Below are 23,989 nucleotides of genomic sequence, written 5' to 3'. Positions count from 1 at the left end.
AGTCGAGTACGGTCTTCACGTCGGTTCTCACGGCAGTGCGCTTCTCAGGGCAGGGCGAGGATTTCCGTGGCGGCGAACATCCGTTCCGGGTCACGCTCGGCGAAGTGGGCGCCGACGCTGTCCGCCAGCTCGCCGGTGGTCCAGACCCCGTTCACGGTGTCGAACCGCTGCTCGACCGAAGGCGGGCGCAGCAGCGCGACCATGCCGCCGTGCACCACGAACACCTGGCCGTTCACCTTCTCCGCCGCCGGCGAAGCGAGAAACGCGACGAACGGCGCGACGTGCTCGACCGACAACGGGTCGACACCCTCCCCCGGCGCGTCGCCGAAGACGTCGGCCGTCATCGCCGTGCGCGCACGGGGGCAGATCGCGTTCGCGCACACGCCGTACTTCGCGAGCCCGCGCGCGGCCGAGACGGTGAGCGCGGCGATCCCGGCCTTCGCGGCGGCGTAGTTGGGCTGGCCGGGCGAGCCGATGAGGAACGCCTCCGAGGCGGTGTTCACCAGCCGCCCGTAAACCGGTCCCCCGTCGGCCTTGGACTTGTCGCGCCAGTACCGCGCGGCGTGCCGGGACAACAGAAAGTGACCGCGCAGGTGCACGGAGATGACCTTGTCCCACTCCTCGTCGGCCATCGAGAAGAGCATCCGGTCGCGCAGCACACCCGCGTTGTTGACCAGGATGTCGAGGCTGCCGAAGTGGTCCACGGCGGCGGCCAGCAGCGCGTCGGCGGTCGCGGACTCGGAGACGTCGCCCGCCACCGCGAGCGCCTTCCCACCGCCGGCCTCGATCTCGTCGACGACGGCTTCGGCGCCGCTGACGTCGTTGACCACCACGGCCGCGCCTTCACGGGCCAGCGCCAGTGCCTCCGCCCGGCCGAGTCCCGCGCCGGCGCCCGTAACGATGGCCACGCGTGTGTCGAGGCTCAATTGACCGTCACCACCCGACTGACGTCACCGATCGCGTCCACCACGGCTACTCTCACCGCGAGCCTCCTCGTCGAAGCCTGCTTGATGGGACCCAGACTAGAATCTGTTCTCGTTTCTAGCAAGGCCCGATCAACGGGCCACGAACAGGGCATTCTTCGGGCAACCGGTCACCGCTTGCGAAACACGTTCTACTTGACTTTCGGGCACCGCGCCAGTGGCGATGACCAGCTCCTCGTCGTCGTCGAGGTCGAAGACCTCCGGCGCGAACCCGATGCAGACCGCGTTCGCCTCGCACAGCGAGCGGTCGACGCCGACCTCCATGCTTCCTCCTGATCGCCACACCTGATACAACTAGAACAGGTTCTAGCCTACCGCCGGGGACCGGCACCACACCACGGCTCCCGCGGCGGCCCGGAGGTGAGACATGCGGATCGACCACACCGAAGCCCAGCGGGCGCTGGCCGGCGAGCTGCGCGAGTACTTCGCGGAGCTGATGACGCCGGCGCGCCGCGAGAGCCTGTCCGCCGGCGGCGGCGAGTACGGGGATGGCCTGGCGTACAAGGAGATTGTCCGCCGGTTGGGCAAGGACGGCTGGCTCGCGCTCGGCTGGCCGCGCGAGTACGGCGGCCAGGACCGGCCCATGCTCGAACAGCTGGTGTTCACCGACGAAGCGGCCGTCGCGGGGGTGCCCGTGCCGTTCCTGACGGTGAACACGATCGGCCCCACGATCATGCGGTTCGGCACCCCGGACCAGAAGGCGTTCTACCTGCCGAAGATCGCCGCCGGGGAGCTGCACTTCTCGATCGGCTACTCCGAGCCGGAGGCGGGCACGGACCTCGCGTCGCTGCGCACGCGCGCCGAACGCGACGGCGACGAGTACGTGGTCACCGGGCAGAAGATGTGGACCAGCCTGATCGAGTACGCCGACTACGTCTGGCTCGCCGTGCGCACGGACCCGGACACGCGCAAGCACAAGGGCCTGTCGATGCTGATCGTGCCGACGTCCGCGCCCGGCTTCTCCTGGACGAAGGTGCACACCGTCGCCGGCCCCGGCACGAGCGCGACCTACTACGACGGCGTGCGCGTGCCCGTCACCTCGCGGGTCGCCGACGAGAACGCCGGCTGGCCGCTGATCACCAACCAGCTCAACCACGAGCGCGTCGCCCTGACCTCGGCCGCGCCCATCCGCGCCGCGCTGCACGACGTGCTGGCGTGGGCCCGGTCCGCCGTCTCCGCCGACGGCCGCCCGTTGCTGGAGTCGGAATGGGTGCGGCTGCACCTGGCGCGGGTGCACGCCCACGCCGAGTACCTGAAGCTGCGCAACTGGCAGATCGCCTGGGCCGCCGCCGCGAAGGAGCTGGGGCCGGCCGAGGCGTCGGCGACGAAGGTGTTCGGCACCGAGTTCGCGATCGAGGGCTACCGGCTGCTGATGGAAGTGCTCGGCGCGGGCGCCGTCGTCCGCGAGGGCTCGCCCGGCGCGCTGCTCGCCGGCCGCATCGAGCGACTCCACCGCTCCGCTCTGATCCTCACCTTCGGCGGCGGCACGAACGAGGTGCAGCGCGACATCGTCGCGGCGGCCGCGCTCGGCCAGCCCGTGACCCGTTAGGAGGCCTTGATGGACTTCTCCCCCACGGAGGCGCAGCAAGACCTGGCCGCGCTCACCCGGCGGATCCTCGGCGACCACGTGACGCCGGAATCACTGGGAGCACACGGCTCCGGCGGCTTCGACGCTTCACTGTGGACAGTGCTGGCGAAGGCGGGCGTGCTCGACGCGGCACTGCCGTCGGCCGTCGGCGGAGGCGGCTTCGGGCTGCTGGAACAGTGCTCGGTGCTGACGGAGGTGGGCCGCGCCGTCGCACCGGTGCCGTACCTCGCGTCGGTGGTCCAGGCGGCGTCCGCGCTCGCCGAGTTCGGCCCGCCGGACCAGGTCGAACGCTGGCTGGTGCCGGTGGTCCGCGGCGCCGCCGTGCTGGCGGTCGCGCTCGGCGGCGGTTTCACTGCGTCCGGCGAACGCCTTAGCGGTACGCAGACAGCGGTTCCGTACGCGGCCTTCGCGGACGCGCTGCTCGTCGAAGCGTCCGGCGGCGTGTACATCGTCGAGAAGGACGCGCCTGGCGTTTCGATCGCACCGCAGCGGACTATCGACCACGCGGACGCGGGCCTGGTGGAGCTGACCGACGCGCCCGGCGTGCCACTCGGCGACATCGCGGACTGGCTGCGACGGCGCGGAACCGTCGGGCTCTGCGCGCAACAGCTCGGCGTCGTGGAGCGCGCGCTGGAACTGACGGCGGCCTACACCCGCGAGCGCGAGCAGTTCGGCCACGTGCTCGGCGGGTTCCAGGCCGTCCGCCAACGGCTGGCCGACGCGTACCTCGACGTCGAGGCCGTGCGGCTCACCCTGTGGCAAGCAGCGTGGCGGCTCTCGGAAGGGCTGCCCGCGGACGCCGAGCTGGCCACCGCGAAGTACTGGGCCAGCGAGGCCGGCCACCGCGTCGCGCACACCGCCGTCCACCTCCACGGCGGCGTCGGCATCGACGTCGAGCACCCCGTGCACCGCTACTTCGCCGCGGCGAAGCGGCTGGAGTTCACCGGCGGCGGCGCGACCGAGCACTTGCTGGCGCTCGGCACACTGCTCGCCCAGTAACCCCGCGCCGCCTGCCCTGAAGGCCACCATGAGGGACCTATATGCCCTCAAGGTGGCCTTCAGGGACCGCCGTGGCTTATGAGTCGGTCGGCGTGATGTGCCGCAGGCGGCGCGGGCCGGTGTCCGGGCGGGTGGGCGGCGGGCCCAGCACCATCCGGGCGTTCGCGACGAAGGCGCCGTCCGGCGAGGCCAGGATCGGGTCCAGCGACAGCGAGCGGACCTCCGGGTTGTCCTCGGCCAGCGCGGCCACGCGTTGCACCATGTCCTGCAGCGCGGCGAGGTCCGCGGGCTCGTCGCCGCGGTAACCGGTGAGCAGCGGCGACGCGCGGGGCTCGCGGATGAGCGTCGCCGCGTCCACGTCGGTCAGCGGGACCGCGCGGTAGGCCCGGTCCCCCAGCAGCGTGCTGACCAGGCCGGACAGCCCGAACGACACGAGCGTGCCGAACGACGGGTCGTCCTGCAGGCCGATCACGCACGAGATGCCCTTCGGCGCCATCCGCTGCACGTACACGTCGTCGTCGCCGGACACCTCGCGCAGGTCCCGGTACGCGACGCGCACGGAGTCCTCCGAAGTCAGGTCAAGCCGCACGCCGGCGAGGTCCGGGCGGCCGCGCAGCCGTTCGTCGACGGCCTTGAGCGTCACCGGGTAGCCCAGCTCGGCGGCCGCGGCCACCGCGTCGTCCACAGTGGACACCACGCGGAACGGGACCACGTCCACGCCGTAACAGCCGAGCAGGCGCACCACGTCGTCGTCGGAGAGCAGCGTCGAATGGCCCTCCTCTTCCGACAGCAGTTCCCGCACCATCTCCTGCGCCTGCTCCACGTGCGTCCCGCCCGGGCGCACCAGCGCGCCCTGCGGCCGCTGCCGCCACGCGGCGTACCGGACGACGCGGGCCAGCGCGTCCACCGCGCGCTCCGGGCTGGAGTACGACGGGATCGAGCCGCGCGTCGGCACGCCGTCGTCCGACAGCACGGCCAGCTCGTCCGGCACCCCCTCCGCGGCGAGGAACGTCGAGACGATCGGCTTGTCCTGCTTCAGCTCCACAACCGCTTCGCGCAACGCCCGCGCGTACGCCGTGCCCGGGATCGCGACGGGCGGGGCGAACACGGCGATCAGCGCGTCAGTTTCCGGCGAATCCAGCGCCTCGCGCACGGCGGCGGCGAACTCCTCCGGCCCGGCCTGCGGCCCGATGTCGACGGGGTCGAACGCCAGCCGCAACCCCTGTGACCGCGCGGTGTCCGCGGCCAGCAACCCGATGGCGCTGGAGTTGCCGACGATCCCGATCCGCGGCCCAGCCGGCAGCGGCTGGTGCGCGAACACCAGCGCCGTGTCGAAGAGCTGCGCGAGCGACTCGACGCGCACCACACCCGCCTGTTCGAACAGCGCCTGCACACTCGCCTCGTCGACCTCCGCCGACGTCGCCGCCAGCTGCGGCCGCACCGCGTGCCGCCCCGACTTCACCGCGACGATGGGCTTGCTGCGCCCCAGCCGCCGCGCCAGCCGCGCGAACTTGCGCGGGTTGCCGAACGACTCGAGGTACAGCAGCACGAGGTCCGTGTCCGGGTCGGTCTCCCAGTACTGCAGCAGGTCGTTGCCCGAGACGTCGGCGCGGTTGCCCGCCGAGACGAAGGTGGACAGTCCGAGCCCGCGCGAGCCGGCGTCGGCCAGGATCGCCGTGCCCAGCGCACCGGACTGGCAGAAGAAGCCCGTGCGGCCGCGTTTCGGCAGGACGGGCGCGAGCGTCGCGTTCAGCCGGACATCGGTCGCGGTGTTGAGCACACCGAGCGCGTTCGGCCCGACCACGCGCATGCCGTGCGCACGGGCCTCGCCGACGAGCCGCAGCTCCGCGTGCAGCCCCAGCGGCCCGGACTCGGCGAAGCCGCCGGAAACGATCAGCAGCGTCTTCACGCCCTTGGCCAGGCAGGCGTCCAGCACGGACTCGACGGCCTCCGCCGGCACGGCGACCAGCGCGAGGTCGACCGGGTCCGGGATGTCGAGCACGGAGGCGTACGCGCGCACGCCGCGGACCGAGCGGTGCTCGGGGTTCACCGGATAGACGGTGCCGGAGAAGTCGGCGGAGAGCAGGTTCCGGAACGCGACGTGGCCGACCTTCATGTGGTCCGTGGACGCGCCGATCACCGCGACGGACCGCGGGTGCAGCAGGTTGTGCACGCTGCGCGCCTCCGCCGCCTGCTCCCGCGACCGCGCGACGGCCAGCGACTCCTCCGTCGGGTCGATGTCGAACTCCAGGTGCAGCACGCCCTCCTCGATCGCGCGGCTCACCTGGTAGCCGGCGTCGCGGAACACGCGAACCATCGCGGCGTTCTCGCTCAGCACCTCGGCGACGAACCGGCGCAGCCCGCTTTCCGACGCGGCCGCGGCCAGGTGCTCCAGCAGGATCGAGCCGAGCCCGCGCCCCTGGTGCTGGTCGTCCACCAGGAACGCGACCTCGGCCGACGGCCCCTGGTCGAGCCGTTCGTACCGCCCCACGGCGACGATGTCGTCCCCGAGCAGCGCCGCGAACGCGACCCGGTCGTGGTGGTCGACGGTGGAGAACCGCACCAGGTCCCGCGGCGGGATCCGCGGGTACGCCCCGAAGTACCGGAAGTACCGCGTGCGCTCGGAAAGCCGCCCGTGCAACGCGACCAGCCCGTCGGCGTCACTCGGCACGACCGGCCGCAGGTGCACCGTCCCCCCGTCGGAGAGGACGACGTCGGCCTCCCAGTCCCGCGGGTAGTCGAACGGGTCGCGGAGGCCTTTCCGGTCGCTGTCGGACGCGGCGTGGCTGTCGGCTGCGGGGTGGTCGCCGGGTGTGTTTCCCTCGCCCGGTGTGGTGTCGGCTTCGGGCATGGTCAGTCCCTCGGATCGTCCGGGTCCAGGCCGTGCAGCGGGAAGACGGCGCGGCGGGTGTCCCGGATCGCGATGTCCACGGGCTCGTCGGCGTCGTCGCCCCACGGCTTGAACGTCGTGTCCCGGTCGTCGGTCATGGCGCGCGGGATCTCCGCGGTCGGCGCGGCGCGCGTGACGGCGTCGACCCAGCCCGGCGGCAGCGGCGTCTCCGGCGCGACGTCGCGGTCGAGCACCGTCGCGATCAGGTGCGTCCACGAGCGCGGGACCACGCGGATCAGCTGGTAGCCGCCCCCGCCGACGGCCAGCCAGCGCCCGCCGGCGTAGGTCTCGGCGAGGTCGCGCAGGGTGGCGTAGATCGTGCGGTGCCCGTCGACGGACAGCGAAAGGTCGGCGAGCGGGTCCTCCTCGTGGGAGTCGACGCCGCACTGCGTGACGAGGATCTGCGGCTCGAACTCCGCGAGCAGCGAGGGCACCACGGCGTTGAACGCCCGCAGCCACCCGGGGTCCCGTGTGTGCGGCGGCAGCGGCACGTTCACGGCGGTGCCGGCGGCCTTGTCCTTGCCGGTCTCGGCGGAGTAGCCGGTGCCGGGCCAGAGCGTGAACGGGTGCTGGTGCAGCGAAACGGTGAGCACCCGCGGGTCGTCGTAGAAGGCGGCCTGGACGCCGTCGCCGTGGTGCACGTCGGTGTCGACGTAGGCGATGCGGTCGAAGCCGTGGTCGAGCAGCCACGAAATGGCGACCGAGCAGTCGTTGTAGACGCAGAAGCCGGACGCGTGGTCGCGCATCGCGTGGTGCAGCCCGCCCGCGATGTTCACCGCCCGCTTGACCTCGCCGTCGGCGATCTTGCGCGCGGCGAGCAGCGTCGACCCGACCACCAGCGCGGACGCGTCGTGCATCCCGCTGAACACGGGGTTGTCGGTCGTGCCCAGCCCGTGCCCGACGTCCCACCCGACCAGCGGCGCCTCCCGCACGGCGGCGAGGTACTCGGGCGCGTGGACCCGCAGCAGCTCCTCGTCCCCCGCGGCGGACGGCACGAGCAGCTCCACCCCGTCCAGCACCCCGAGCTCCGTCGCGAGCCGCACCGTGAGCTCCAGCCGGACGGGGTTGAACGGATGCTCACCGCCGAGGTCGTACCCCAGCAGCGCGGAATCCCAGACGACAGCAGGCGAGGCCATGTCCCGCACTGTACTGGCCGGACGCCCGGCCAGCCGTTCTTCACGCACGCCTGGCGCCCGGCTCCCGGCTCCCGGCTCCCGGCTCCCGGCTCCCGGCTCCCGGCTCCCGGCTCCCGGCTCCCGGCTCCCGGCTCCCGGCTCCCGGCTCCCGGCTCCCGGCTCCCGGCTCAGCAGACCCGACCGGGTCACCGGCCGCCACTCTTGTTTTCCCCTTACTCATCCGCCCGCGCCCGAGGCGGCGGCACTCTCCAGGCGCGGCGCGAGCCGGGCGTCGGGCGGTCCAGAGCGCGAGGCGCCCCGTGTGCGTCAGCCCGGTTCGTTGCCCGTGGCGGCCGGGCGCCCGGGATCGCGAGACCAGTGCGACCACGAGCCCGCGTACAGCGCCGCCGGAGCCGCATGGCCCGCGACCTCCAACGCCAGCACCACAGAGGACGCCGTGACGCCGGAGCCGCAGTAGGCGCCGACCGGCGCGTCGTCGCGGAGGCCCAAGGTGGCGAACCGCTCGGCGAGGTCCGCCGGGGTGCGCCAGCGGCCGTCTGCGCCGACGTGCTCCGTCGAGGGCGCGTTGACCGCGCCGGGGATATGGCCGGCGCGCGGGTCGACCGGCTCGGTCTCGCCCGCGTAACGCGCCCTCGCCCGAGCGTCGAACAAGACGCCCTCCCGGGCCAGCGCCGCGGCCTCGTCCGCGAAAAGCACCGGCATGCCGCCCGGCACTACCTCGATGTCACCCGGTTCAGGGACCGGGGCGTCGGCGGTCACCTCACGGCCGTCGGCGAGCCACGCTGCGTAACCGCCGTCGAGCACAGCGACGTCCTGGTGCCCGGCCCAGCGCAGCAGCCACCACGCCCGCGCCGCGACCGAGCCGTCGGCGTCGTCGTAGACCACGACCGGACGGCCCGAGCTCACCCCGGCTTTGCGCAGCTCACGCTGCAGATCGGCCGGATCGGGCAGCGGGTGCCGTCCGCCCTCGCCGGGCGGTGAGGCGAGCGCGGTGTCCAGGTCGACGAACACCGCGCCGGGCACGTGTCCGTCCCGATAGGACTCGGCGCCGGGCGGGCCGCCGAGCCGCCAGCGGACGTCCAGCACGGCCGGGCGCTCCCCCGCGGGCAGGGCGGCGAGCTCGGCGGTGGTGATCAGCGGTCGCATGCCCCCCATCCTGCAGGTCCGGACTGTCTTCGCACACCGGGCCCGGACTTTTCCCCGCCCGGGGCTTGTTACCCCGAGGCGTGCCGTCGCTGTCGGGGCCAACGACTACGATGAGCTACGCGGACGAAGGGGACAGCGTGAACGATCTCATCGACACGACCGAGATGTACTTGCGTACGATTTACGAGCTCGAAGAAGAGGGTGTCGTCCCGCTGCGGGCCCGGATCGCGGAGCGGTTGCAGCAGAGCGGGCCGACCGTGAGCCAGACCGTGGCCAGGATGGAGCGCGACGGGCTGGTGGTCGTCGCCGACGACCGGCACCTGCAGCTGACCGACCACGGCCGTGAGCTGGCCATCGCGGTGATGCGCAAGCACCGCCTGGCCGAACGCCTCCTCGTCGACGTCATCGGCCTCGAGTGGGAGCACGTCCACACCGAGGCCTGCCGCTGGGAGCACGTGATGAGCGAGGCGGTGGAGCGCAAGCTGGTCAAGCTGCTCGACCACCCGACCACGTCGCCGTACGGCAATCCGATTCCCGGCCTCGACAAGCTCGGCGACGGCGACCCCGCCCCGCCACCCGAGTCGGACCTGGTGCGGCTCGACGAATTCGCCCGCACCGGCGGCGGCGACGTCGAGATCAGGCGGATCGCCGAGCACGTCCAGCTCGACGAGTCGCTGATGACCGAGCTGAAGTCCGTCGGCATCGTGCCCGGCGGCCGCGTCCGGATCGGCAAGGCGAACGGCGGCAGCGTGACCATCGAGGTCACCGGCACAGACTGCAGCGCACAGGTCGCGACGTCGGCCTTGCACGCGGTGCTGGCGCAGGCCAGGTGAGCCCCGCCACCGACGCGGCCGAGGCGTTCCACCGGATTCACGGCCGGGCCCCGGCCGGGGTCTGGTCCGCGCCGGGCCGGGTCAACCTGATCGGCGAGCACACCGACTACAACGACGGGTTCGTGCTGCCCTTCGCCCTGCCCCACCGCCTGGCCGCGGCCGGGACGCCGCGCGAGGACGGGGTGCTGAACGTCGCCACCCTCGGCGACGACGGACAGCTCCAGCAGTCCGGCCCGCTCGAGATCGCGTCGCTGGAGCCCCGGTCCGTCGCGGGCTGGGCGGCCTATCCCGCGGGCGTCGCCTGGGTGCTGCGCGACCATGGTTACGCCGCGGGCGCCGACCTGGTCATCGCCGGTGACGTGCCATCGGGCGCGGGCCTGTCCTCCTCGCACGCGCTGGAGTGCGCCGTGACGCTGGCCCTGCTGGGCCTCGCCGGCGTAGAGGTCGACGGCGACACGCCCGGAGCGCCGGACCGGGCGCAGATCGCCCTCTGGGTGCAGCGTTCCGAGAACGACTACGTCGGCGCCCCCACCGGGCTCCTCGACCAGACGGCCTCGCTGTGCTGCACCGAGTCGTGCGTGCTGTTCCTCGACGTCCGCTCGGGCGAGATGGAGCAGGTCCCGTTCCCGCTGGCCGAGGCCGGCGTGCGGATCCTGATCATGGACACCCGCACCAAGCACTCCCACGCCGAGGGCGGCTACGGCGAGCGCCGCCGCGGCACCGAGCGAGCCGCCGAGCTGCTCGGCGTCAAGGCACTGCGCGACGTGACGCTCGAGGGCCTGCCCGCCGCGCTGGCCCAGCTGCCGGACGAGCTCGCCCCCCTGGTGCGCCACGTGGTCACCGAGAACCAGCGGGTGCTCGACGTGGTCGCGTTGCTGCGCCAGGACAAGCTGGCCGAGATCGGCCCGTACCTCGACGCTTCGCACGTGAGCATGCGCGACGACTACCGCATCTCCACCACCGAACTCGACCTCGCGGTCGACTCCGCCCGGTCGGCGGGCGCGCTGGGCGCCCGGATGACCGGCGGCGGCTTCGGCGGCTCGGCCATCGCGCTGGTGCGTGAGGCCGACCTGGAAACGGTCCGCTCCGCCGTGGAGACCGCGTTCGAAAGCGCCGGCCTCCGCCGCCCGCGGACGTTCACGGCCGTTCCTTCCCGAGGCGCCGGGCGCGACGAGGTCTGACCCCTGGCCGGGGGCGCTCGACAGTCGTTTCCGGCGGTCGTCTGCCCTCGCGAGGTCGCTCGGCAGTTGCCCAGGCGAAACGTCAGACGGCCGTCCCCGGGCGAAGTCGGCGCTACCAGCCGGAGACCGCCGGGACGATCCCCGGCGACGTCCGCCCCGGAGAAGGCCGATCACCGCGCTGAGCCATCCGGGGCAACCCCCGGGCGGCTCGTCGCGTCGCCTTAAGGGAAGACTGTGCCGCACAGTCACCACCCTCAGGAGAAAGGCCACGACGTGACCGACCAGCAGAGCCCCCTGAAACTGATCGTCACGGGCGGCGCCGGGTACGTGGGCAGTGTGTGCGCCGCGCGGCTCATCGAAGCCGGTCACCAGGTCACCGTCGTGGACGACCTGTCCACCGGCCACGCCGACGCCGTGCACCCCGACGCCCGCTTCATCCAGGGCGACGCCGCCACGGTGGCCGCCGACATCCTCGGCGAGGGCTTCGACGGCGTCCTGCACTTCGCCGCGAAGTCGCTGGTCGGCGAGTCGATGACGGACCCGGCGAAGTACTGGGAGGGCAACGTCGTCACCTCGCTGCGCCTGCTCGAGGCCATGAAGGCCAACGGCACGCCGCGCCTGGTGTTCTCCTCCACCGCCGCCACGTACGGCGAGCCGGAGTCGTCGCCGATCCCGGAGACCGCGCCGACGCAGCCGACCAACACCTACGGCGCGTCCAAGCTCGCGATCGACCACGCCATCACCAGCTTCGCGCGCGCCCACGGCCTGGCCGCCGTCAGCCTGCGCTACTTCAACGTCGCGGGCGCGTACAACGCCTTCGGCGAGCGGCACACCACCGAAACCCATCTCATCCCCCTCGTCCTTCAGGTCGCCACCGGCGACCGCGAGCACATCTCCATCTACGGCGACGACTACCCGACGCCCGACCAGACGGCAGTCCGCGACTACATCCACGTCGTCGACCTCGCCGACGCCCACCAGCTGGCCCTGCGCCACGCCACGGCGGGCGAGCACCGCATCTACAACCTGGGCAGCGGCACCGGGTTCTCGGTCCTCGAGGTCGTCGAGGCCTGCCGGAAGGTGACCGGCCACCCGATCCCGGCCGTCGTGGCCCCGCGCCGCACCGGCGACCCGTCGGTGCTCGTCGCCTCCAGCGCGAAAGCCGGCCAGGAGCTCGGCTGGAAGCCGGAGCGCACCGACCTCATGGGCATCGTGTCCGACGCCTGGGAGTTCACCCGCGCCCGGCAGTCCTGACGGTTCATCCGTCCCCGGTGTGCTCGAGGCCGAGGTCCACTTCGGACCCGGCCGCGAGGCCCGCGAGCCTCGCGGGGTCGGTGCCGTGGTTCCACGCCGCGTGCAGCAATTGGGCGAGCAGGTGGCCGGGGCTCGCTTCGAGGGCGTTGTCCAGGGCCATCCCGGCTAGCGCGCCCTCGCCGCGGAGCAAGGTCGTGTAGGCGAGCAGGCAGGCGGCCTCGGCACGGTGCGGCGCGGGCAGTTCCTGGACCAGCGAGAGCCACAGGCCTTCCGCCTCCAGGGCCACGCCGGTGCCCGGCGGCGCGGCCGTCGCGAGGCAGGCGTCGCGGACCGGCTTGATCGTGAGGGCGTACGCGAGGCGCACCGCCTGCTCGTCGTCGAGCTGGTCGATGCCGCTTCGTCTCCGCACGAAGGCCGCGCGGACCGCGGCGGCCGCCGCGGAGACCACGTCCTCGGTGTCCCAGGGTGGCTGCTCAGCGCGCCCGAGCAGTGCCGTCCGGCGGACGATCGCCTCCGGCGAACGCGGCTCCAGCAACGCGGCCACGTGCTCGCGGCTCGGGAACGACACCAACCCCGCGCTGGTCGTGGCGGCGGCGATGACCGTGCCACGGGGGTCCGGGAGCATGCCGCGGCAGTCTTGGTCGCGGTAACACGCCCAGGGCGCGTCTTCCTCGATCGCGGCCGTCCACAGTGGATGGAGCAGCGGCAGGTCGTGCTCGCTCAGCGCCCGCCGGAGTTCGGCGACGAACTCCGCGAACGGCGGCCGCCCACCGGGTCCGGCGCGGCCGCCGACGATGACGGCGGTGACGCCGAAATGAGTGGCGGCCCGGAAGCGCGGGGCGAGCGCTTCGGCCTGGTACGCGAACAGGTCCTGGGGTGGCAGGTCCGCCCGCACGATCAGGCCGATGCCGGTACCGGGCGGCCGGTGCCCGAGCAGGACGAGTGAGTCCGCGGGGGTGAACCCGAGCAGGTACGGGAGCGCCACGATCAGCTGGGCAGGGTCGGTGAGAACAGGCCGGGCCGAGCCCGGCGGGGTCGAGGTGGTCACGACTCCACTGTGCGGCGGAAATCGGGGCTGGTGGGGGCGGTCGCGAATCTGTGGACAAACCCGGGGTGGCGCGGGCCGATGTGGACAACTCGGAGGGGGTGCGGTGCCGGGGGCCGGTTTTTGTCGGTGGGGTGGGCTAGGGTGCGCGGCCCTCGGCCCTCGGCGCTGGGGTCTGGGGCGGGGCGAGCGGCAGCGGATGCCGGACGGGATGGGATTTGGGCTTGGCTGAGCTGAATGTGCTGGCTGGGCTGGGCTGGCTGGGCTGGGCTGGCTGGGCTGGGCTGGCTGGGCTGGGCTGGCTGGGCTGGGCGAGCAAACCGAGCCGGGCCGGGCAAACCCGCTTGGACGGGGCCTGGAAGTTCGGCGCGGCGGAGGCCTGGACCTGGGCGGCGAGCGTGGCACCGAGGGCGGGCAAGGTCGCGGGCGTGGCGAACGCGGCGGACAGGCCGACAAGGCGAACCGACACAACCCGGAGATGTCGCCTAGCCCCGGTGCAGCGGACCTACAGAGAAGCCACACAGAGAAGCCACACAGCGAAGCCACGCACGGAACCCGCGCAGGCAACCGGCTGCAAGTACATTTCCGTACAAGCACCCGGGAGGGCCATGGACACCGTCAGCATCACCACCGGCGAGGAGCGGCGGCCGCTCGGGCCGCTTGACTGGCTGCGCTGGGGCCTGATCGCGTTCCCGATGTTCATCTCGATACCCGGGGCGAGCAAGTGGTCGTGGCCGCTGATCGGCGTCGCGCTGGTCTGCTCGGTGCCGATGCTGAGGCCGCCGGCGCGGCCCGCCTGGCTGTTGCCGGCCGCGATGGTCGTCGTCATCGTCAGCTCGGGGACGCTGTGGGTGCTGCAGCCGAACAGCTTGACGTCGGTCGCGATGTTCAGCACGACGTTCTACCTGATGCGGGCGTACGGCAAGGTGCTCACCACCGCCGCCACCGTGCTCAGTGTGGTCGCGATCGTGGCGATGGCCTGGGTACACCGGCTCGACTGGCTGAGCGCCGCCTCGATCCTCGCCGTCCCCGTGGTCATGCTCCTGCTCGCCGCCAACCGGCGGGGCCGCGCCGCGCGGCTGGAGCAGACCGAGCTCGCCCTCGCCCGCGCGCAGACGGCGGCCGAGGAGCACGCGCGCGCCGCCGCGCTGGCCGAGCGCGCGCGGATCGCCCGCGAGGTGCACGACGTGCTCGCCCACTCCCTCGCCGGGCTCGCCCTGAACCTGCAGGGCGCGCGGCTGATGCTGGTCCGCGACGGCGCCAGCCCCGACGCCGTCGCCCAGGTCGAACGCGCGCAGAAGCTGGCGTCGGACGGGCTGGCCGAGGCCCGCAAGGCCGTTGCCGCGCTGCGCGAGGACGCCGTGCCCGTCGAGCGCGCGGTGGCCGACCTGCTCGCCGGCTACCGGCTGGACACCGGCGCGCGGGCGGACCTCGTCGTCGAGGGTGAGCCGCGGGATCTCGACGCGGCGGTCGGCACCACGCTGGTCCGCGCGGTGCAGGAGGCGCTGGCCAACACGCGCAAGCACGCGCAGAAGGCCGACGTCGACGTCACGCTGGCCTTCTCGCCGGAGCAGGTGGAGCTGACCGTCGCCGACCGGCAGGGCAGGCGCCCGCCGGACGCGCCGGCGGCGGGATACGGTTTGCGGGGCATGGGCGAACGGGTCGCGCTGCTCGAGGGAAAACTGGTCAGCGGACCGGGGGAGGACGGATGGCGGATTCACCTGACGGTGCCGGCGTGAACCTGCGCGTGGTGATCGCCGACGACCAGGCCGTGGTCCGGGAGGGCCTGGTGACGCTGCTCGGGCTGCTGCCGGGCGTCGAGGTGGTCGGCGCGGCCGCGGACGGCGTCGGCGCGCTGGAGCTCGTCGCCGAGCACCAGCCGGACGTCCTGCTGGTCGACCTGCGCATGCCCCGCCGCGACGGCGTCGAGACCACGGAGCTGGTGCGCACGCGGCACCCGGGGACCGAGGTCGTCGTGCTCACCACCTACACCGACGACGACTCCCTGCTCGCCGCTCTCAAGGCCGGCGCCCGCGGCTTCCTCACCAAGGACGCCGACGCCGAGGCGATCGCCCGCGCCCTGCGCTCCGCCGCCGCCGGTCAGTCCACAGTGGATGGTGAGCTGCAGCGGCGGCTCGTGGACGCCGCCACCCGGCGGGCCCCCGTGCACACCCAGGAGGTCGAAGGCCTTACGACGCGCGAGATCGAGGTGCTCCGGCTCATCGCGGCGGGCCTGTCGAACACCGAGATCGCGCGCACGCTGGTGGTCAGCGAGGCGACCGTCAAGACCCACGTGAACCACCTCTTCTCCAAGGCCGGGCTACGCGACCGCGCCCAGGCCGTGGCCTTCGCGTACCGGGCCGGAATCGCGGACTGACCCGCGGCACTCCCCTGCCGCGGGATCACCGGCCCATCCGACAACTTTTTTGTTCTTGACAATTCACACCGTCGGTAGCCAGGATGGTCCGAGCACCCTGAAAGCCCCGACTGGAGGAACCCCGTGAACCAGGTCATCTCCGCCGACGGCACGGTCATCACCTACGACCGCGCCGGCTCCGGCCCCGCGCTGGTGCTCGTCGCCGGTGCGTTCAGCTACCGCGAGTTCCCCGGTCTGCTGCAGCTGACCGGGCTGCTGGCCGAGCACTTCACCGTCTACAACTACGACCGCCGTGGCCGCGGCGACAGCGGCGACACCGCGCCGTACACCGTGGAGCGCGAGATCGAGGACCTGCGGGCGATCGTCGACGCGGCGGGCGGCGAGGCCTTCGCCTGGGGCCTCTCCTCCGGCGCCGTCCTGGCGCTCAAGGCCGCCGAGGCCGGCGTGCCGCTCACGAAACTCGCGCTGTACGAGCCGCCGTTCATGACCGACCCGGCCGGCCGGCACGCGCCCGCGGACTTCAAGCCACGCCTGGAAAGCCTGGTGCGCCAAAGCAAACGCGGCGAGGCCGTGAAGTACTTCATGACCAAGGGCATGGGCGCGCCCGCGTTCGCCATCCCGATGATGCGGCTCATGCCGGGCGTGTGGAAGCGCCTGACCGCCGTCGCGCACACCCTCCCCTACGACCTCGCGCTGCTGGACGGGCACTTCGCCGGCGAGCCGCTGCTCGCCGGCGAGTTCGCGGGCGTCAAGGCGCCCACGCTCGTGCTGGACGGCGGCAAGAGCGCCGCCGGGCTGCGCCAGGCCGCCCAGGACCTCGCGGACGTCCTGCCCGACGGGCACCGCCGCACCCTGGCGGGCCAGAACCACAACGTCTCGATGAAGGTCATGGCCCCCGTCGTGCGCGAGTTCCTCGAGGCCTAGGCGCCGAACGCCGCCGACAGCGCGGCACGCCCGCCGGTCACCGGCAGCGTGACCGACGTCCGCGTGAGGTCCAGCGCCAGCCCGGCGCCCGGCGCCGGCCGCAGGGTGTAGTCGTGGTCGCTCGAAGCCAGCAGGAACTCCAGGCGGTGGCCGGCGGCCAGCACGTAGTCCTTCGGCATCAGGTCGACGCCGATCCGGTACGGCGTGCCGGGCGTGACGGGCGTGGTGACGGCCGGGCCGGTGCGGTTCTGCGGGTCGGTCCAGCCGCGGCTGATCACGTGCGACTTCCCGTCCGGCGCGCGGTCGGCGAGGACCACGGTGACGTTCGCGGCGGGCCGGTCGAAGGACAGCTCCAGGTCCGCCCGCGCGGTGCCCGACAGGCGCAGTGGCTGCTTCGCCGCCGGAGTCGCGTACAGCAGGCGGTTGCCGGAAGACGCGGCGTCGACGAGTTGCTCGATCGTCTTGCCCGCGTCGTCGGACAGGGTTTCGACGGTGGCACGGCCGGGCACCGGGTTGTGCGTGTCCAGCGTGCCCTTCGCCTTCCCGCCGGGCCACGGGTAGACCTTGACGCCGGTGGTGCCCGGCGCGGGCCAGTCGGCCTCGTCGGTCCACGACTTGTCCTCGCGCTGGATGGTCGCCTTCGGCTCGTTCTGGATCCCGTTGTCGACGCCGTACAGGTAGTGCGACATCCACTTGTTCAAGGTCTGGAGCCAGACGTCGCGGCGCAGCGACAGCGGGTCGTTGTGCCCGAACTGATGCAGCCAGATCTTGTGCTCGACGCCATGGGCCTTCAACGCCTCGTACCAGGTCGCGACCTGGTCGGTCTTCACGTTCCAGTCGTTGAGGCCGTGCACGGCGAGCACGGACGCGTGCACCTTCCCCACGTCGTTGCGGTAGTTCCGCACGTCCCAGAACGGGCTGTAGTCGCCGGTCACCCGGTCCTGGGCCGCGGTCAGCCCGTCGATCACCGGGCGGCAGACCTGCCGGTCGGCGCGGGTGTAGACGTACTCGGCGAGCACGTCGGCGTCCTCGCCCTGGTAGCCGCCGGCGGCGACGACCGCGCCGTCGTTGCGGTAGTAGTCGTACCAGCTGGAGATGGCGGCGATCGGCACGATCGTCTCGAGGCCTTCGACGCCGGTGCTCGCGACGGCGTTGGGCAGGGTTCCGTTGTAGGACACGCCCATCATGCCGGTCCGGCCGGTGCTCCAGCCCGCCGTGACGGGCGCTCCCGCGGCGTCGCGCGCGGCCGCGCGGCCGTTCAGCCAGTCGACCACCGAGCGGGCGCCGGCCGTCTCGTTGACGTCACCCGTGGTCGGGCAGCCGGTGGACAGGCCGGTGCCGAGCGATTCCCCGTACACCACGGCGAACCCGCGCGCGGTGAAGTAGTCCTGGTAGCTCCAGTTGATGGGAGTCTGCGGGCCGACGCGCCGAGCGGGGACCCGCGGCCCCTCCGTCGGCACGTTCAGCTCGGTGTCCACGTTGTGGTTCGCGACGTCGTTGCCGCCCGCGAAGTACGGGCTCGCCTGGTACACGACGGGGACTTTCATGCCCTGCACCGTCGCGCGGGGCCGGACCACCTGGGCGTGCACGAGGTCGTCGTGCCCGTCGTGGTCGCTGTCCACCGGCGCGGTCACCCAGACGTCCTCGCGCAACACGTCGGCCGGGTCGAACACCGGCTGCGCCTGCCCACCCGTGAACACCGGCGCGGGCGGCGGGTCCGCCTGCGCCACCGCCGATCCGAACGGCAGCGCCAGCACCACGCCGAGCACAAGGGCGACCCGAGAAGCCTTCACCAGTAACCCCCAAGCAGGACGAAGCGGGCGAGCACACCTCACACTTCCGGCAACCGCGCGCCACGTCTACCGACTAACGTCGCCGGTATGGCTACCACCGTCGAAGCCCCGATCGTCGCCGTCACCGTCTACCCGCAGCAGGCGCGGATCACCCGCCGTGGCCGCGCGAACCTGGCCGACGGGGCACGGCTGCGCGTCGCCGGGCTACCGCTGGCGCTCGACGCGGAGTCCGTGCGCGTCACCGGCACGGGGGCCGCACTGGTCACGGGGGTCGACGTCTCGTTCGAGCAGCACGCGGAGCCAGCGGACGCGGCGCTGCGCGCGCTCGTCGCGCAACGGCGCGAAGATCAGGCGACGCTCGACGCCGTCGCGGACGACGAAGCGGCCGAAGCCGCGAAGGTGGAGATGCTGACGGGCGTCGCGCGACGCAGCGGAACCAGCTTCGCGAAGGCGCTCGCCTCGGGCGACGCGGAACCCGGCCGCGTCGCGGAGGTCAGCGACGCGCTCGGCACCCAGCTGGCCGCCGCGCTCAAGGGCCGCCGCGCGCTCACCGTCCGGCTGGACCAGCTGCGCGAGGGCCTGGCCGCGCTGGACCGGCGGATCGAGGCGCACAGCGCGCAGTCCGAACAGGACAGTTCCACGGTCACCGTCGAGCTGGAAACGTTGGAGGGAAAGGATACCGGTGAGGTCGAGCTGGAACTGTCCTATGTGGTACCCGGGGCGAGCTGGGAACCGGGCTACGACGTGCGGGTGCGCGGCGCGCAGGTGACCGTGACCTCCCACGGCCTGGTCAGCCAGCACACCGGCGAGGACTGGCCGGAGTGCGAGCTGGCGCTGTCCACGGCCCGCCCCGCGCACACCGTGGTGGTGCCGGAACTGCAGCCCTGGTTCCTCGACCGGGTTCAGCCCCCTCCCCCGGCCCAGCCGATGGCGTACGCCGCGGCCGCGCCCGGCACCGCGATGGTGCGCGACCGCGCCTCCTTCTCGCTCAGCCGGATGGCGCCGAAGGTCGCCGCCGTCGAGCAGGGCGCCACCGCGGTCACGTACCGGCCGAGCCGGCCCGTCGCGATCCCGTCCGGCGCGCAGGGCCACCGCACCACGCTGGCGCAGCTGGACCTCGAAGCGAAGCTCGGCTATGTCACCGCGCCGATCCAGGCCGCGGAGGCATACCTGCGCGCCACCGTCGTCAACACCTCCGAGCACACCCTGCGCCCGGGCCGCGCGTCGGTGTTCCACGAGGCCGAGTTCGTCGGCACCACCCGGCTGGACGTGTGGGCGCCCGGCGAGGAGCTGGAGCTGGCGCTGGGCGTCGACGACCGCATCCGGGTCGAGCGTGAGCTGGTGAAGCGCACGGCGAGCAAGGCGACGCTGTCCGGGCAGCGCCGCCGCGAGGCGGAATACCGCACCACCGTGACGAACCATGGCCCGCGCGAGGCCTCGGTCACCGTGCTCGACCAGACGCCCGTCTCCCGCGACGACGCGATCACGGTCCGGGACGTGCGCACCACCCCGGAGCCCGCCGAGCGCACCGAACTGGGCGAGCTGACCTGGCTGCTCACCCTGGCGCCGGGCGCGACCGGGACGGTGACGCTCGCCTACCGCGTCGACGTCGCGAAGGGCGTCGAGCTGAGTGGCTGGCGCGAGTAGGGCTCAGCCCTGGGCGATGTACGCCTCGAGCTGTTCCTGGCTCTTCTCCAGCTGTTCCATCCGGCTCTTCACCACGTCGCCGATGCTCACGATCCCGGCGAGCTTGCCCTCGACGAGCACCGGCACGTGCCGGATCCGCCGCTCGGTCATCAGCACGCTGAGCTGGTCGACGGAGTCTTCCGGGGTGCAGCTGGCGACGAGCTTGGTCATGATGTCCGCGACCGGCCCGTCGAGGATCGCCGGGCCGTGGTCGTTGAGCCGCCGGACCACGTCCCGTTCGGACACGATCCCGGCGATGCCGCCGTCCTGGGCGGTCACCACCATGGCACCGACGTTGTGCCGGGCGAGGCCGGCGAGCAGCTCGGTCACTGTGGTCCCCGGGGTGACCGTCGCGACTGCCGTGCCCTTTCCGCGCAGCAAGTCTTCAATCCGCATGGCGATCCCTTCTCCGCAGTGAGCTGGGCCACCTCAGGTTAGGGCCCGGGTGCCGCGCGCGAAAGTCCGGCAGAGCGCGTTCACCCGTGGTATGCAGCGCTCAGGCCAGCCGTTCGGCCAGCCCGTCCAGCGCGGCGCGGATTCCGGCGGCGTAGTCGTCGTCGCCGAGCGCGTCGAGCCGCTCCCGCGCCGACGCCAGGTGACGGCGCGCGGCGGCGAAGTCACCCAGTTTGCGGTAGTCCTCACCGAGGTTCAGGTGCAGCGACGGGTAGAAGCCCCGCACCGCGAGCTTCGACTGATGCTCCTGCACCCGCTCGTCGGTGAGCGAGTCGGCGGCCGCGAGCGCGCGCAGGTCCCACTCCAGTTCCTCGGCCGGATCCGCGCAGACGTCGGCCATGTGGTGCGCGAGCGCGCAGCGGTGCAACGGGTCGCCGTCCGCGCCGATCTCGGCCCACAGCTTCGTGAAGGCTTCGCGAGCGCCGGCCCGGTCGCCGCCGAGGTGCCGGCGCAGTCCCGCGTCGATGGCCACCATCACGTCGTCGGTCATCGGTCTCCCTCGTCCAGGACCCGGCGCAGCCGGGCCAGCCCCGGCGCGATGCGCTCGGCCGCGATCGCACCGTAGCCGAACAGCAGGCCGTGCCGCTGTGAGGTGACGGCGAAGTCGTCCAGCGAAAGCAGGCTGATCCCCGCCGCTCTGGCCTGCGGCACCACCGCGCGCAGGTCCCGCTCGGAGGTCGCGCTGAGATGCAGCCCGGCCGCCGACGGCCGTGGCGTCAGCACGTCGGCGAAGTCGCGGCGCAGGAGGCCGAGGAGGAGGTCGTGCCGCTCGCGGTAGACCTTGCGCATCCGCCGGATGTGGCGGGTGAAGCCGCCTTCGGCGAGGAACTCGGCGAGCACGGCCTGCTCGATCGCCGGGGAGGACCAGTCGGCCAGGTACTTCGCCTTGACGATGGCGCCGGTGAGCGACGGCGGAGCGGCGAGGAACCCCATCCGCAACGCCGGCGAGAGCACCTTCGAGAACGAGCCGACGTACACCACCCGGCCATGGGAATCCAAGCTGTGCAACGGTTCCAGCGGCCGTCCGGTGTAGCGGAACTCCGTGTCGTAGTCGTCCTCCACGATCACCGCGCCGGTGCGCTCGGCCCAGTCGAGCAGTTCGTGGCGCCGCGCCAGCGACATCGACACGCCCAGCGGGTACTGGTGTGACGGCGTCACGTACACCAGCCGGGTCCCGGGCGGGATCTCCGCGACGACGATGCCCTCGTCGTCCACCGGCACGGCCGCCACGCGCACGCCGAGCGTCCCGAACAGCAGCCGCGGCGGCGGGTACCCGGGGTCCTCCACCGCCGCCAGGTCACCCGGCCCCAGCAGCACCCGCGCGACGAGGTCGACGGTCTGCTGCGCCCCCGCGGTGACCACGATGTCATCGGACCGGACGCGTACGTTCCGCGAGACTCCGACGTGCCTCGCGATCCCGGCCCGCAGCCGGGGATCGCCCCGCGGGTCGCCATACGTCATAAGCGCGGCGCGGGACTCGCGGAGCAGTGACGCGGTCAGGCGGCGCCAGGTGTCGAACGGGAAGAGCCGCACGTCCGGGACGCCCGGGCGGAAGTCGAACTCCGGCGTGTTCGCGAACGAGCGCGGTGGCGGCGGGACGTCCGTCCACTCCGGACGCGGCCGCACGCCCGCCGCGGGTTCGGCGGCCGGCCCGGCGGGCCACGGCGCGGCGCCGGACCGGACGAACGTGCCGGCGCCGACGCGTCCGCTGAGGAAGCCCTCGGCGGTGAGCCGGTCGTAGGCCGCGCTGACCGTGGTGCGCGAGACGGCCAGCCGCTGGGCCAGCTCGCGGGTCGGCGGCAGCGCGTCGCCGTCGCGGATCCGGCCGTCGAGGATGGCTTCGCGGATCTGGCGGTAGATCTCGTCCCGGTGGCCGCGCGTGCCGGTCAGGTCGATATGCAGCTCCACGGTGCGGATTCTAGATTGGCCCACCACAGTTCGTATCGATTTGGCTCTCCTGCTGGTCCGATCCGGCGGTTAGCGTTCAGGTATGACCCCGTTCGAACTCGACCGACAGTCCCTGCTCATCCTCGACAAGATCACCGCCGGTGCCACCGCCGCGGACCTGGACCGGCCGACCCCGTGCGCCGGCTGGACGCTCGCCGACCTGCTACGTCACCAGATCAGCGAGAACCACGCCTTCGCCGAAGCCGCCCGTCACGGCTCCGCGGCCGACTGGGAGTCCGGTGAGCTCGGCGCCGACGCCTACACCTCGTACGCGGCCTCGGCCGAGGACTTCCTGCAGGCGTTCGCCGAGGACGGGGTGCTCGCGCGGCAGCTGCGGATCAACACCTTCGGCACCTTCCCCGGCGAGGTGGCCGCCGCGATGCACCTCGTCGACACCGTCGCCCACGGCTGGGACCTGGCCAAGACGCTGGACGTGCCATACGAGCCGGTGCCGGAAGCCGTGACCACGGCGTTGCAGTTCGCCGCCGTGATCCCGGCCGACCCCGAGGAACGGAAGAAGAACGGCACCTTCGCGCCGCTGGTCGCCGTGCCCGGCGACGCGAGCGAGCTGGACCGGTTCCTCGGGCTGCTCGGCCGCGACCCCGGCTGGGCTCCTCAGCTGACCTGATCCGCCGGCGCGGCCCAGGTGTTGCAGGCGGCCGTGGTCCCACCGGAGAACCCGGCCTTCGCCCAGGACAGCTGGTGCGCGCGGCTGCCGTGGTCCTCGCTGTCGTCGGCCCGGCCGTAGTCGGCGACCGCGGCGTTGCCGACGGCCTGGCCGACCGAGCCCTGGCCGATCGCGCTCGCGATGAACAGCGCGCCGAAGCAGTTGGCCTGCAGCTCGATCCGGCGCACTACCGCCTGGTCGCCCGGGCTGCTCTGGTCCGGTGTGGACATCTTGTCGGCCGCCGCGGCCAGGATGCCGCTCTCCCGCTGCACGTGGTGGCCGTACTCGTGGGCGATGGTCGCGAGGTGGCGCGAGCGGTTCAGCCCGGCGTCCGACAGCATCCAGTCAGTGGGCGCGTAGATCGTGGTGTCGCCGCCGCAGTAATAGGCGACGGCCTCCTCCTTGGACGGTGCGGCGCCGCACGCGCTGACCTTCGGCAGCGTGACCGACACGGTGGCCGGCAACGTCGGCTCGTCGACCTGGTCCAGCGCCGGGCGCCACGCCTGGTCGAGGCAGCCGACGAGCGCGCTGTAGAACGCCTGGAGCTGAGCGTCGCCGCGGCCGAGCGCAGGCAGGTCGCACGAGACGCGGGTGAGCGTGACGCCCTTCGCGAGCAGGGGGTTCGTCTCCAGCTGGGCGACCGCGCGCGGGTCCGTCCCCGCGCCGGTGCCGAGCGGGCGGCCCGCCTCGGACCGCTGCGCGGTGCCGGGCACGGCGAGGGCGTTCCCGGACAGCTGGTGCGGGACCACGGCCATCAGCGCGAGCGTGGCCACGACGATGGCCAGCGCGATCATGCCGCCGGCCAGCCTGCGGCGACGCGGCCGGACCGGGGGCGGGGGTGGAGGTGGAGGTGGAGGTGGAGGTGCGGCCCAGACGGGCGGCGGCCAGTACGGCCCCGGCGGCGCGACGAAGCCGGGCGGCCGGGCCACCACCGGCGGCGGTAGTGGTGGCCCGGCCTGCTCCGGCGGTCCGTCGCCGTCAGCCCGTTCGGTCACTTTCGCTCCCCCTGTCCGACCCGCGCTCCAGCATACGGTCGGGCCCCGGCGCCGGGATCACGAAACGGGAACGCCGATCCGGTGGCCGGGAA

General features: G+C 72.9%; 21 protein-coding genes. 10 read left to right on the top strand and 11 right to left on the bottom strand.

Annotated features, from left to right (window positions below; all coding sequences use genetic code 11):
* Nucleotides 1-44: 44 nt before the first annotated feature.
* Nucleotides 45-926: a 3-oxoacyl-ACP reductase gene (locus tag OG943_RS01260; protein WP_328607797.1), complete on the bottom strand. Its 882-nt coding sequence runs from the start codon at nucleotides 924-926 to the stop codon at nucleotides 45-47.
* Nucleotides 927-1,055: 129 nt separating this feature from the next.
* Entirely contained in the window at nucleotides 1,056-1,247 is a 192-nt protein-coding gene (locus OG943_RS01255) for a ferredoxin (RefSeq protein ID WP_328607796.1), read from the bottom strand.
* A gap of 103 nt (nucleotides 1,248-1,350) precedes the next feature.
* Here OG943_RS01255 and OG943_RS01250 point away from each other — a divergent pair, with 103 nt between their 5' ends.
* Nucleotides 1,351-2,532 carry an acyl-CoA dehydrogenase family protein gene (locus tag OG943_RS01250; RefSeq protein WP_328607795.1) on the top strand — a complete coding sequence of 394 codons (1,182 nt, stop codon included), beginning with the start codon at nucleotides 1,351-1,353 and terminating at the stop codon, nucleotides 2,530-2,532.
* A gap of 9 nt (nucleotides 2,533-2,541) precedes the next feature.
* Nucleotides 2,542-3,570, top strand: a complete 1,029-nt coding sequence (locus OG943_RS01245; RefSeq protein WP_328607794.1) for an acyl-CoA dehydrogenase family protein — start codon at nucleotides 2,542-2,544, stop codon at nucleotides 3,568-3,570.
* Nucleotides 3,571-3,646: 76 nt separating this feature from the next.
* Here the strand turns inward: OG943_RS01245 and OG943_RS01240 are convergent, their stop codons facing one another.
* The 3 genes from OG943_RS01240 to OG943_RS01230 form a co-directional block, all read right to left on the bottom strand.
* Nucleotides 3,647-6,421, bottom strand: a complete 2,775-nt coding sequence (locus tag OG943_RS01240; protein ID WP_328607793.1) for a bifunctional acetate--CoA ligase family protein/GNAT family N-acetyltransferase — start codon at nucleotides 6,419-6,421, stop codon at nucleotides 3,647-3,649.
* Between the two features lie 2 nt (nucleotides 6,422-6,423).
* Entirely contained in the window at nucleotides 6,424-7,596 is a 1,173-nt protein-coding gene (locus OG943_RS01235) for an acetoin utilization protein AcuC (RefSeq protein WP_328607792.1), read from the bottom strand.
* A gap of 306 nt (nucleotides 7,597-7,902) precedes the next feature.
* The gene (locus OG943_RS01230) at nucleotides 7,903-8,742 is read right to left on the bottom strand and encodes a sulfurtransferase (RefSeq protein WP_328607791.1); all 840 of its coding nucleotides are present in this window, start codon (nucleotides 8,740-8,742) and stop codon (nucleotides 7,903-7,905) included.
* Nucleotides 8,743-8,852: 110 nt separating this feature from the next.
* Between OG943_RS01230 and OG943_RS01225 the strand changes: the two genes are divergently transcribed.
* The 3 genes from OG943_RS01225 to galE all read left to right on the top strand — a co-directional run bounded on the left by OG943_RS01225 (nucleotide 8,853) and on the right by galE (nucleotide 12,010).
* Nucleotides 8,853-9,575 carry a metal-dependent transcriptional regulator gene (locus OG943_RS01225; RefSeq protein WP_091617706.1) on the top strand — a complete coding sequence of 241 codons (723 nt, stop codon included), beginning with the start codon at nucleotides 8,853-8,855 and terminating at the stop codon, nucleotides 9,573-9,575.
* Nucleotides 9,572-10,756, top strand: coding sequence for a galactokinase (gene galK, locus OG943_RS01220; protein WP_328607790.1), 1,185 nt, complete (start codon nucleotides 9,572-9,574; stop codon nucleotides 10,754-10,756). The genes OG943_RS01225 and galK overlap by 4 nt, the downstream gene beginning before the upstream one ends.
* Nucleotides 10,757-11,029: 273 nt before the next feature.
* Nucleotides 11,030-12,010 carry a UDP-glucose 4-epimerase GalE gene (galE, locus tag OG943_RS01215; RefSeq protein ID WP_328607789.1) on the top strand — a complete coding sequence of 327 codons (981 nt, stop codon included), beginning with the start codon at nucleotides 11,030-11,032 and terminating at the stop codon, nucleotides 12,008-12,010.
* Between the two features lie 4 nt (nucleotides 12,011-12,014).
* Here the strand turns inward: galE and OG943_RS01210 are convergent, their stop codons facing one another.
* Nucleotides 12,015-13,058, bottom strand: a complete 1,044-nt coding sequence (locus OG943_RS01210; RefSeq protein WP_328607788.1) for a DUF4192 domain-containing protein — start codon at nucleotides 13,056-13,058, stop codon at nucleotides 12,015-12,017.
* Nucleotides 13,059-13,663: 605 nt separating this feature from the next.
* Here OG943_RS01210 and OG943_RS01205 point away from each other — a divergent pair.
* From OG943_RS01205 to OG943_RS01195, 3 genes are all read left to right on the top strand, one after another.
* On the top strand, nucleotides 13,664-14,794 hold the full coding sequence (locus OG943_RS01205) for a sensor histidine kinase (RefSeq protein ID WP_328607787.1): 1,131 nt from the start codon (nucleotides 13,664-13,666) through the stop codon (nucleotides 14,792-14,794).
* Nucleotides 14,791-15,432 carry a response regulator transcription factor gene (locus OG943_RS01200; RefSeq protein WP_328611960.1) on the top strand — a complete coding sequence of 214 codons (642 nt, stop codon included), beginning with the start codon at nucleotides 14,791-14,793 and terminating at the stop codon, nucleotides 15,430-15,432. The genes OG943_RS01205 and OG943_RS01200 overlap by 4 nt, the downstream gene beginning before the upstream one ends.
* Before the next feature lie 123 nt (nucleotides 15,433-15,555).
* Nucleotides 15,556-16,356, top strand: coding sequence for an alpha/beta fold hydrolase (locus tag OG943_RS01195; protein ID WP_328607786.1), 801 nt, complete (start codon nucleotides 15,556-15,558; stop codon nucleotides 16,354-16,356).
* Here OG943_RS01195 and OG943_RS01190 read toward each other — a convergent pair.
* Complete coding sequence (locus OG943_RS01190; RefSeq protein WP_442874772.1) at nucleotides 16,353-18,116, bottom strand: Xaa-Pro dipeptidyl-peptidase; 1,764 nt, start codon at nucleotides 18,114-18,116, stop codon at nucleotides 16,353-16,355. The genes OG943_RS01195 and OG943_RS01190 overlap by 4 nt on opposite strands.
* Nucleotides 18,117-18,236: 120 nt before the next feature.
* On the opposite strand from OG943_RS01190, the gene OG943_RS01185 reads away from it, so the two are divergent.
* Nucleotides 18,237-19,796 carry a DUF4139 domain-containing protein gene (locus OG943_RS01185; protein WP_328607784.1) on the top strand — a complete coding sequence of 520 codons (1,560 nt, stop codon included), beginning with the start codon at nucleotides 18,237-18,239 and terminating at the stop codon, nucleotides 19,794-19,796.
* 3 nt (nucleotides 19,797-19,799) lie between these two features.
* Here the strand turns inward: OG943_RS01185 and OG943_RS01180 are convergent, their stop codons facing one another.
* The 3 genes from OG943_RS01180 to pdxR form a co-directional block, all read right to left on the bottom strand.
* On the bottom strand, nucleotides 19,800-20,231 hold the full coding sequence (locus tag OG943_RS01180) for a CBS domain-containing protein (RefSeq protein WP_328607783.1): 432 nt from the start codon (nucleotides 20,229-20,231) through the stop codon (nucleotides 19,800-19,802).
* A 100-nt stretch (nucleotides 20,232-20,331) separates the two neighbouring features.
* A complete protein-coding gene (locus OG943_RS01175) occupies nucleotides 20,332-20,778 on the bottom strand; it encodes a hypothetical protein (protein WP_328607782.1) in 447 nt (148 codons plus the stop codon).
* Nucleotides 20,775-22,196: a MocR-like pyridoxine biosynthesis transcription factor PdxR gene (pdxR, locus tag OG943_RS01170; protein WP_328607781.1), complete on the bottom strand. Its 1,422-nt coding sequence runs from the start codon at nucleotides 22,194-22,196 to the stop codon at nucleotides 20,775-20,777. The genes OG943_RS01175 and pdxR overlap by 4 nt, the downstream gene beginning before the upstream one ends.
* An 82-nt stretch (nucleotides 22,197-22,278) precedes the next feature.
* On the opposite strand from pdxR, the gene OG943_RS01165 reads away from it, so the two are divergent.
* The gene (locus OG943_RS01165; protein WP_328607780.1) at nucleotides 22,279-22,863 is read left to right on the top strand and encodes a TIGR03086 family metal-binding protein; all 585 of its coding nucleotides are present in this window, start codon (nucleotides 22,279-22,281) and stop codon (nucleotides 22,861-22,863) included.
* Here the strand turns inward: OG943_RS01165 and OG943_RS01160 are convergent.
* Nucleotides 22,851-23,897, bottom strand: a complete 1,047-nt coding sequence (locus OG943_RS01160; RefSeq protein ID WP_328607779.1) for a neutral zinc metallopeptidase — start codon at nucleotides 23,895-23,897, stop codon at nucleotides 22,851-22,853. The two genes, OG943_RS01165 and OG943_RS01160, sit on opposite strands and share 13 nt — an antisense overlap.
* Nucleotides 23,898-23,989 lie beyond the last annotated feature (92 nt).

Origin of the sequence: Amycolatopsis sp. NBC_00345, assembly GCF_036116635.1 — a bacterium.
In the GTDB taxonomy this organism is placed as follows: domain Bacteria; phylum Actinomycetota; class Actinomycetes; order Mycobacteriales; family Pseudonocardiaceae; genus Amycolatopsis.
Note: the sequence above shows the minus strand (reverse complement) of the source record. Positions and strands in the feature narration are given on the sequence as shown.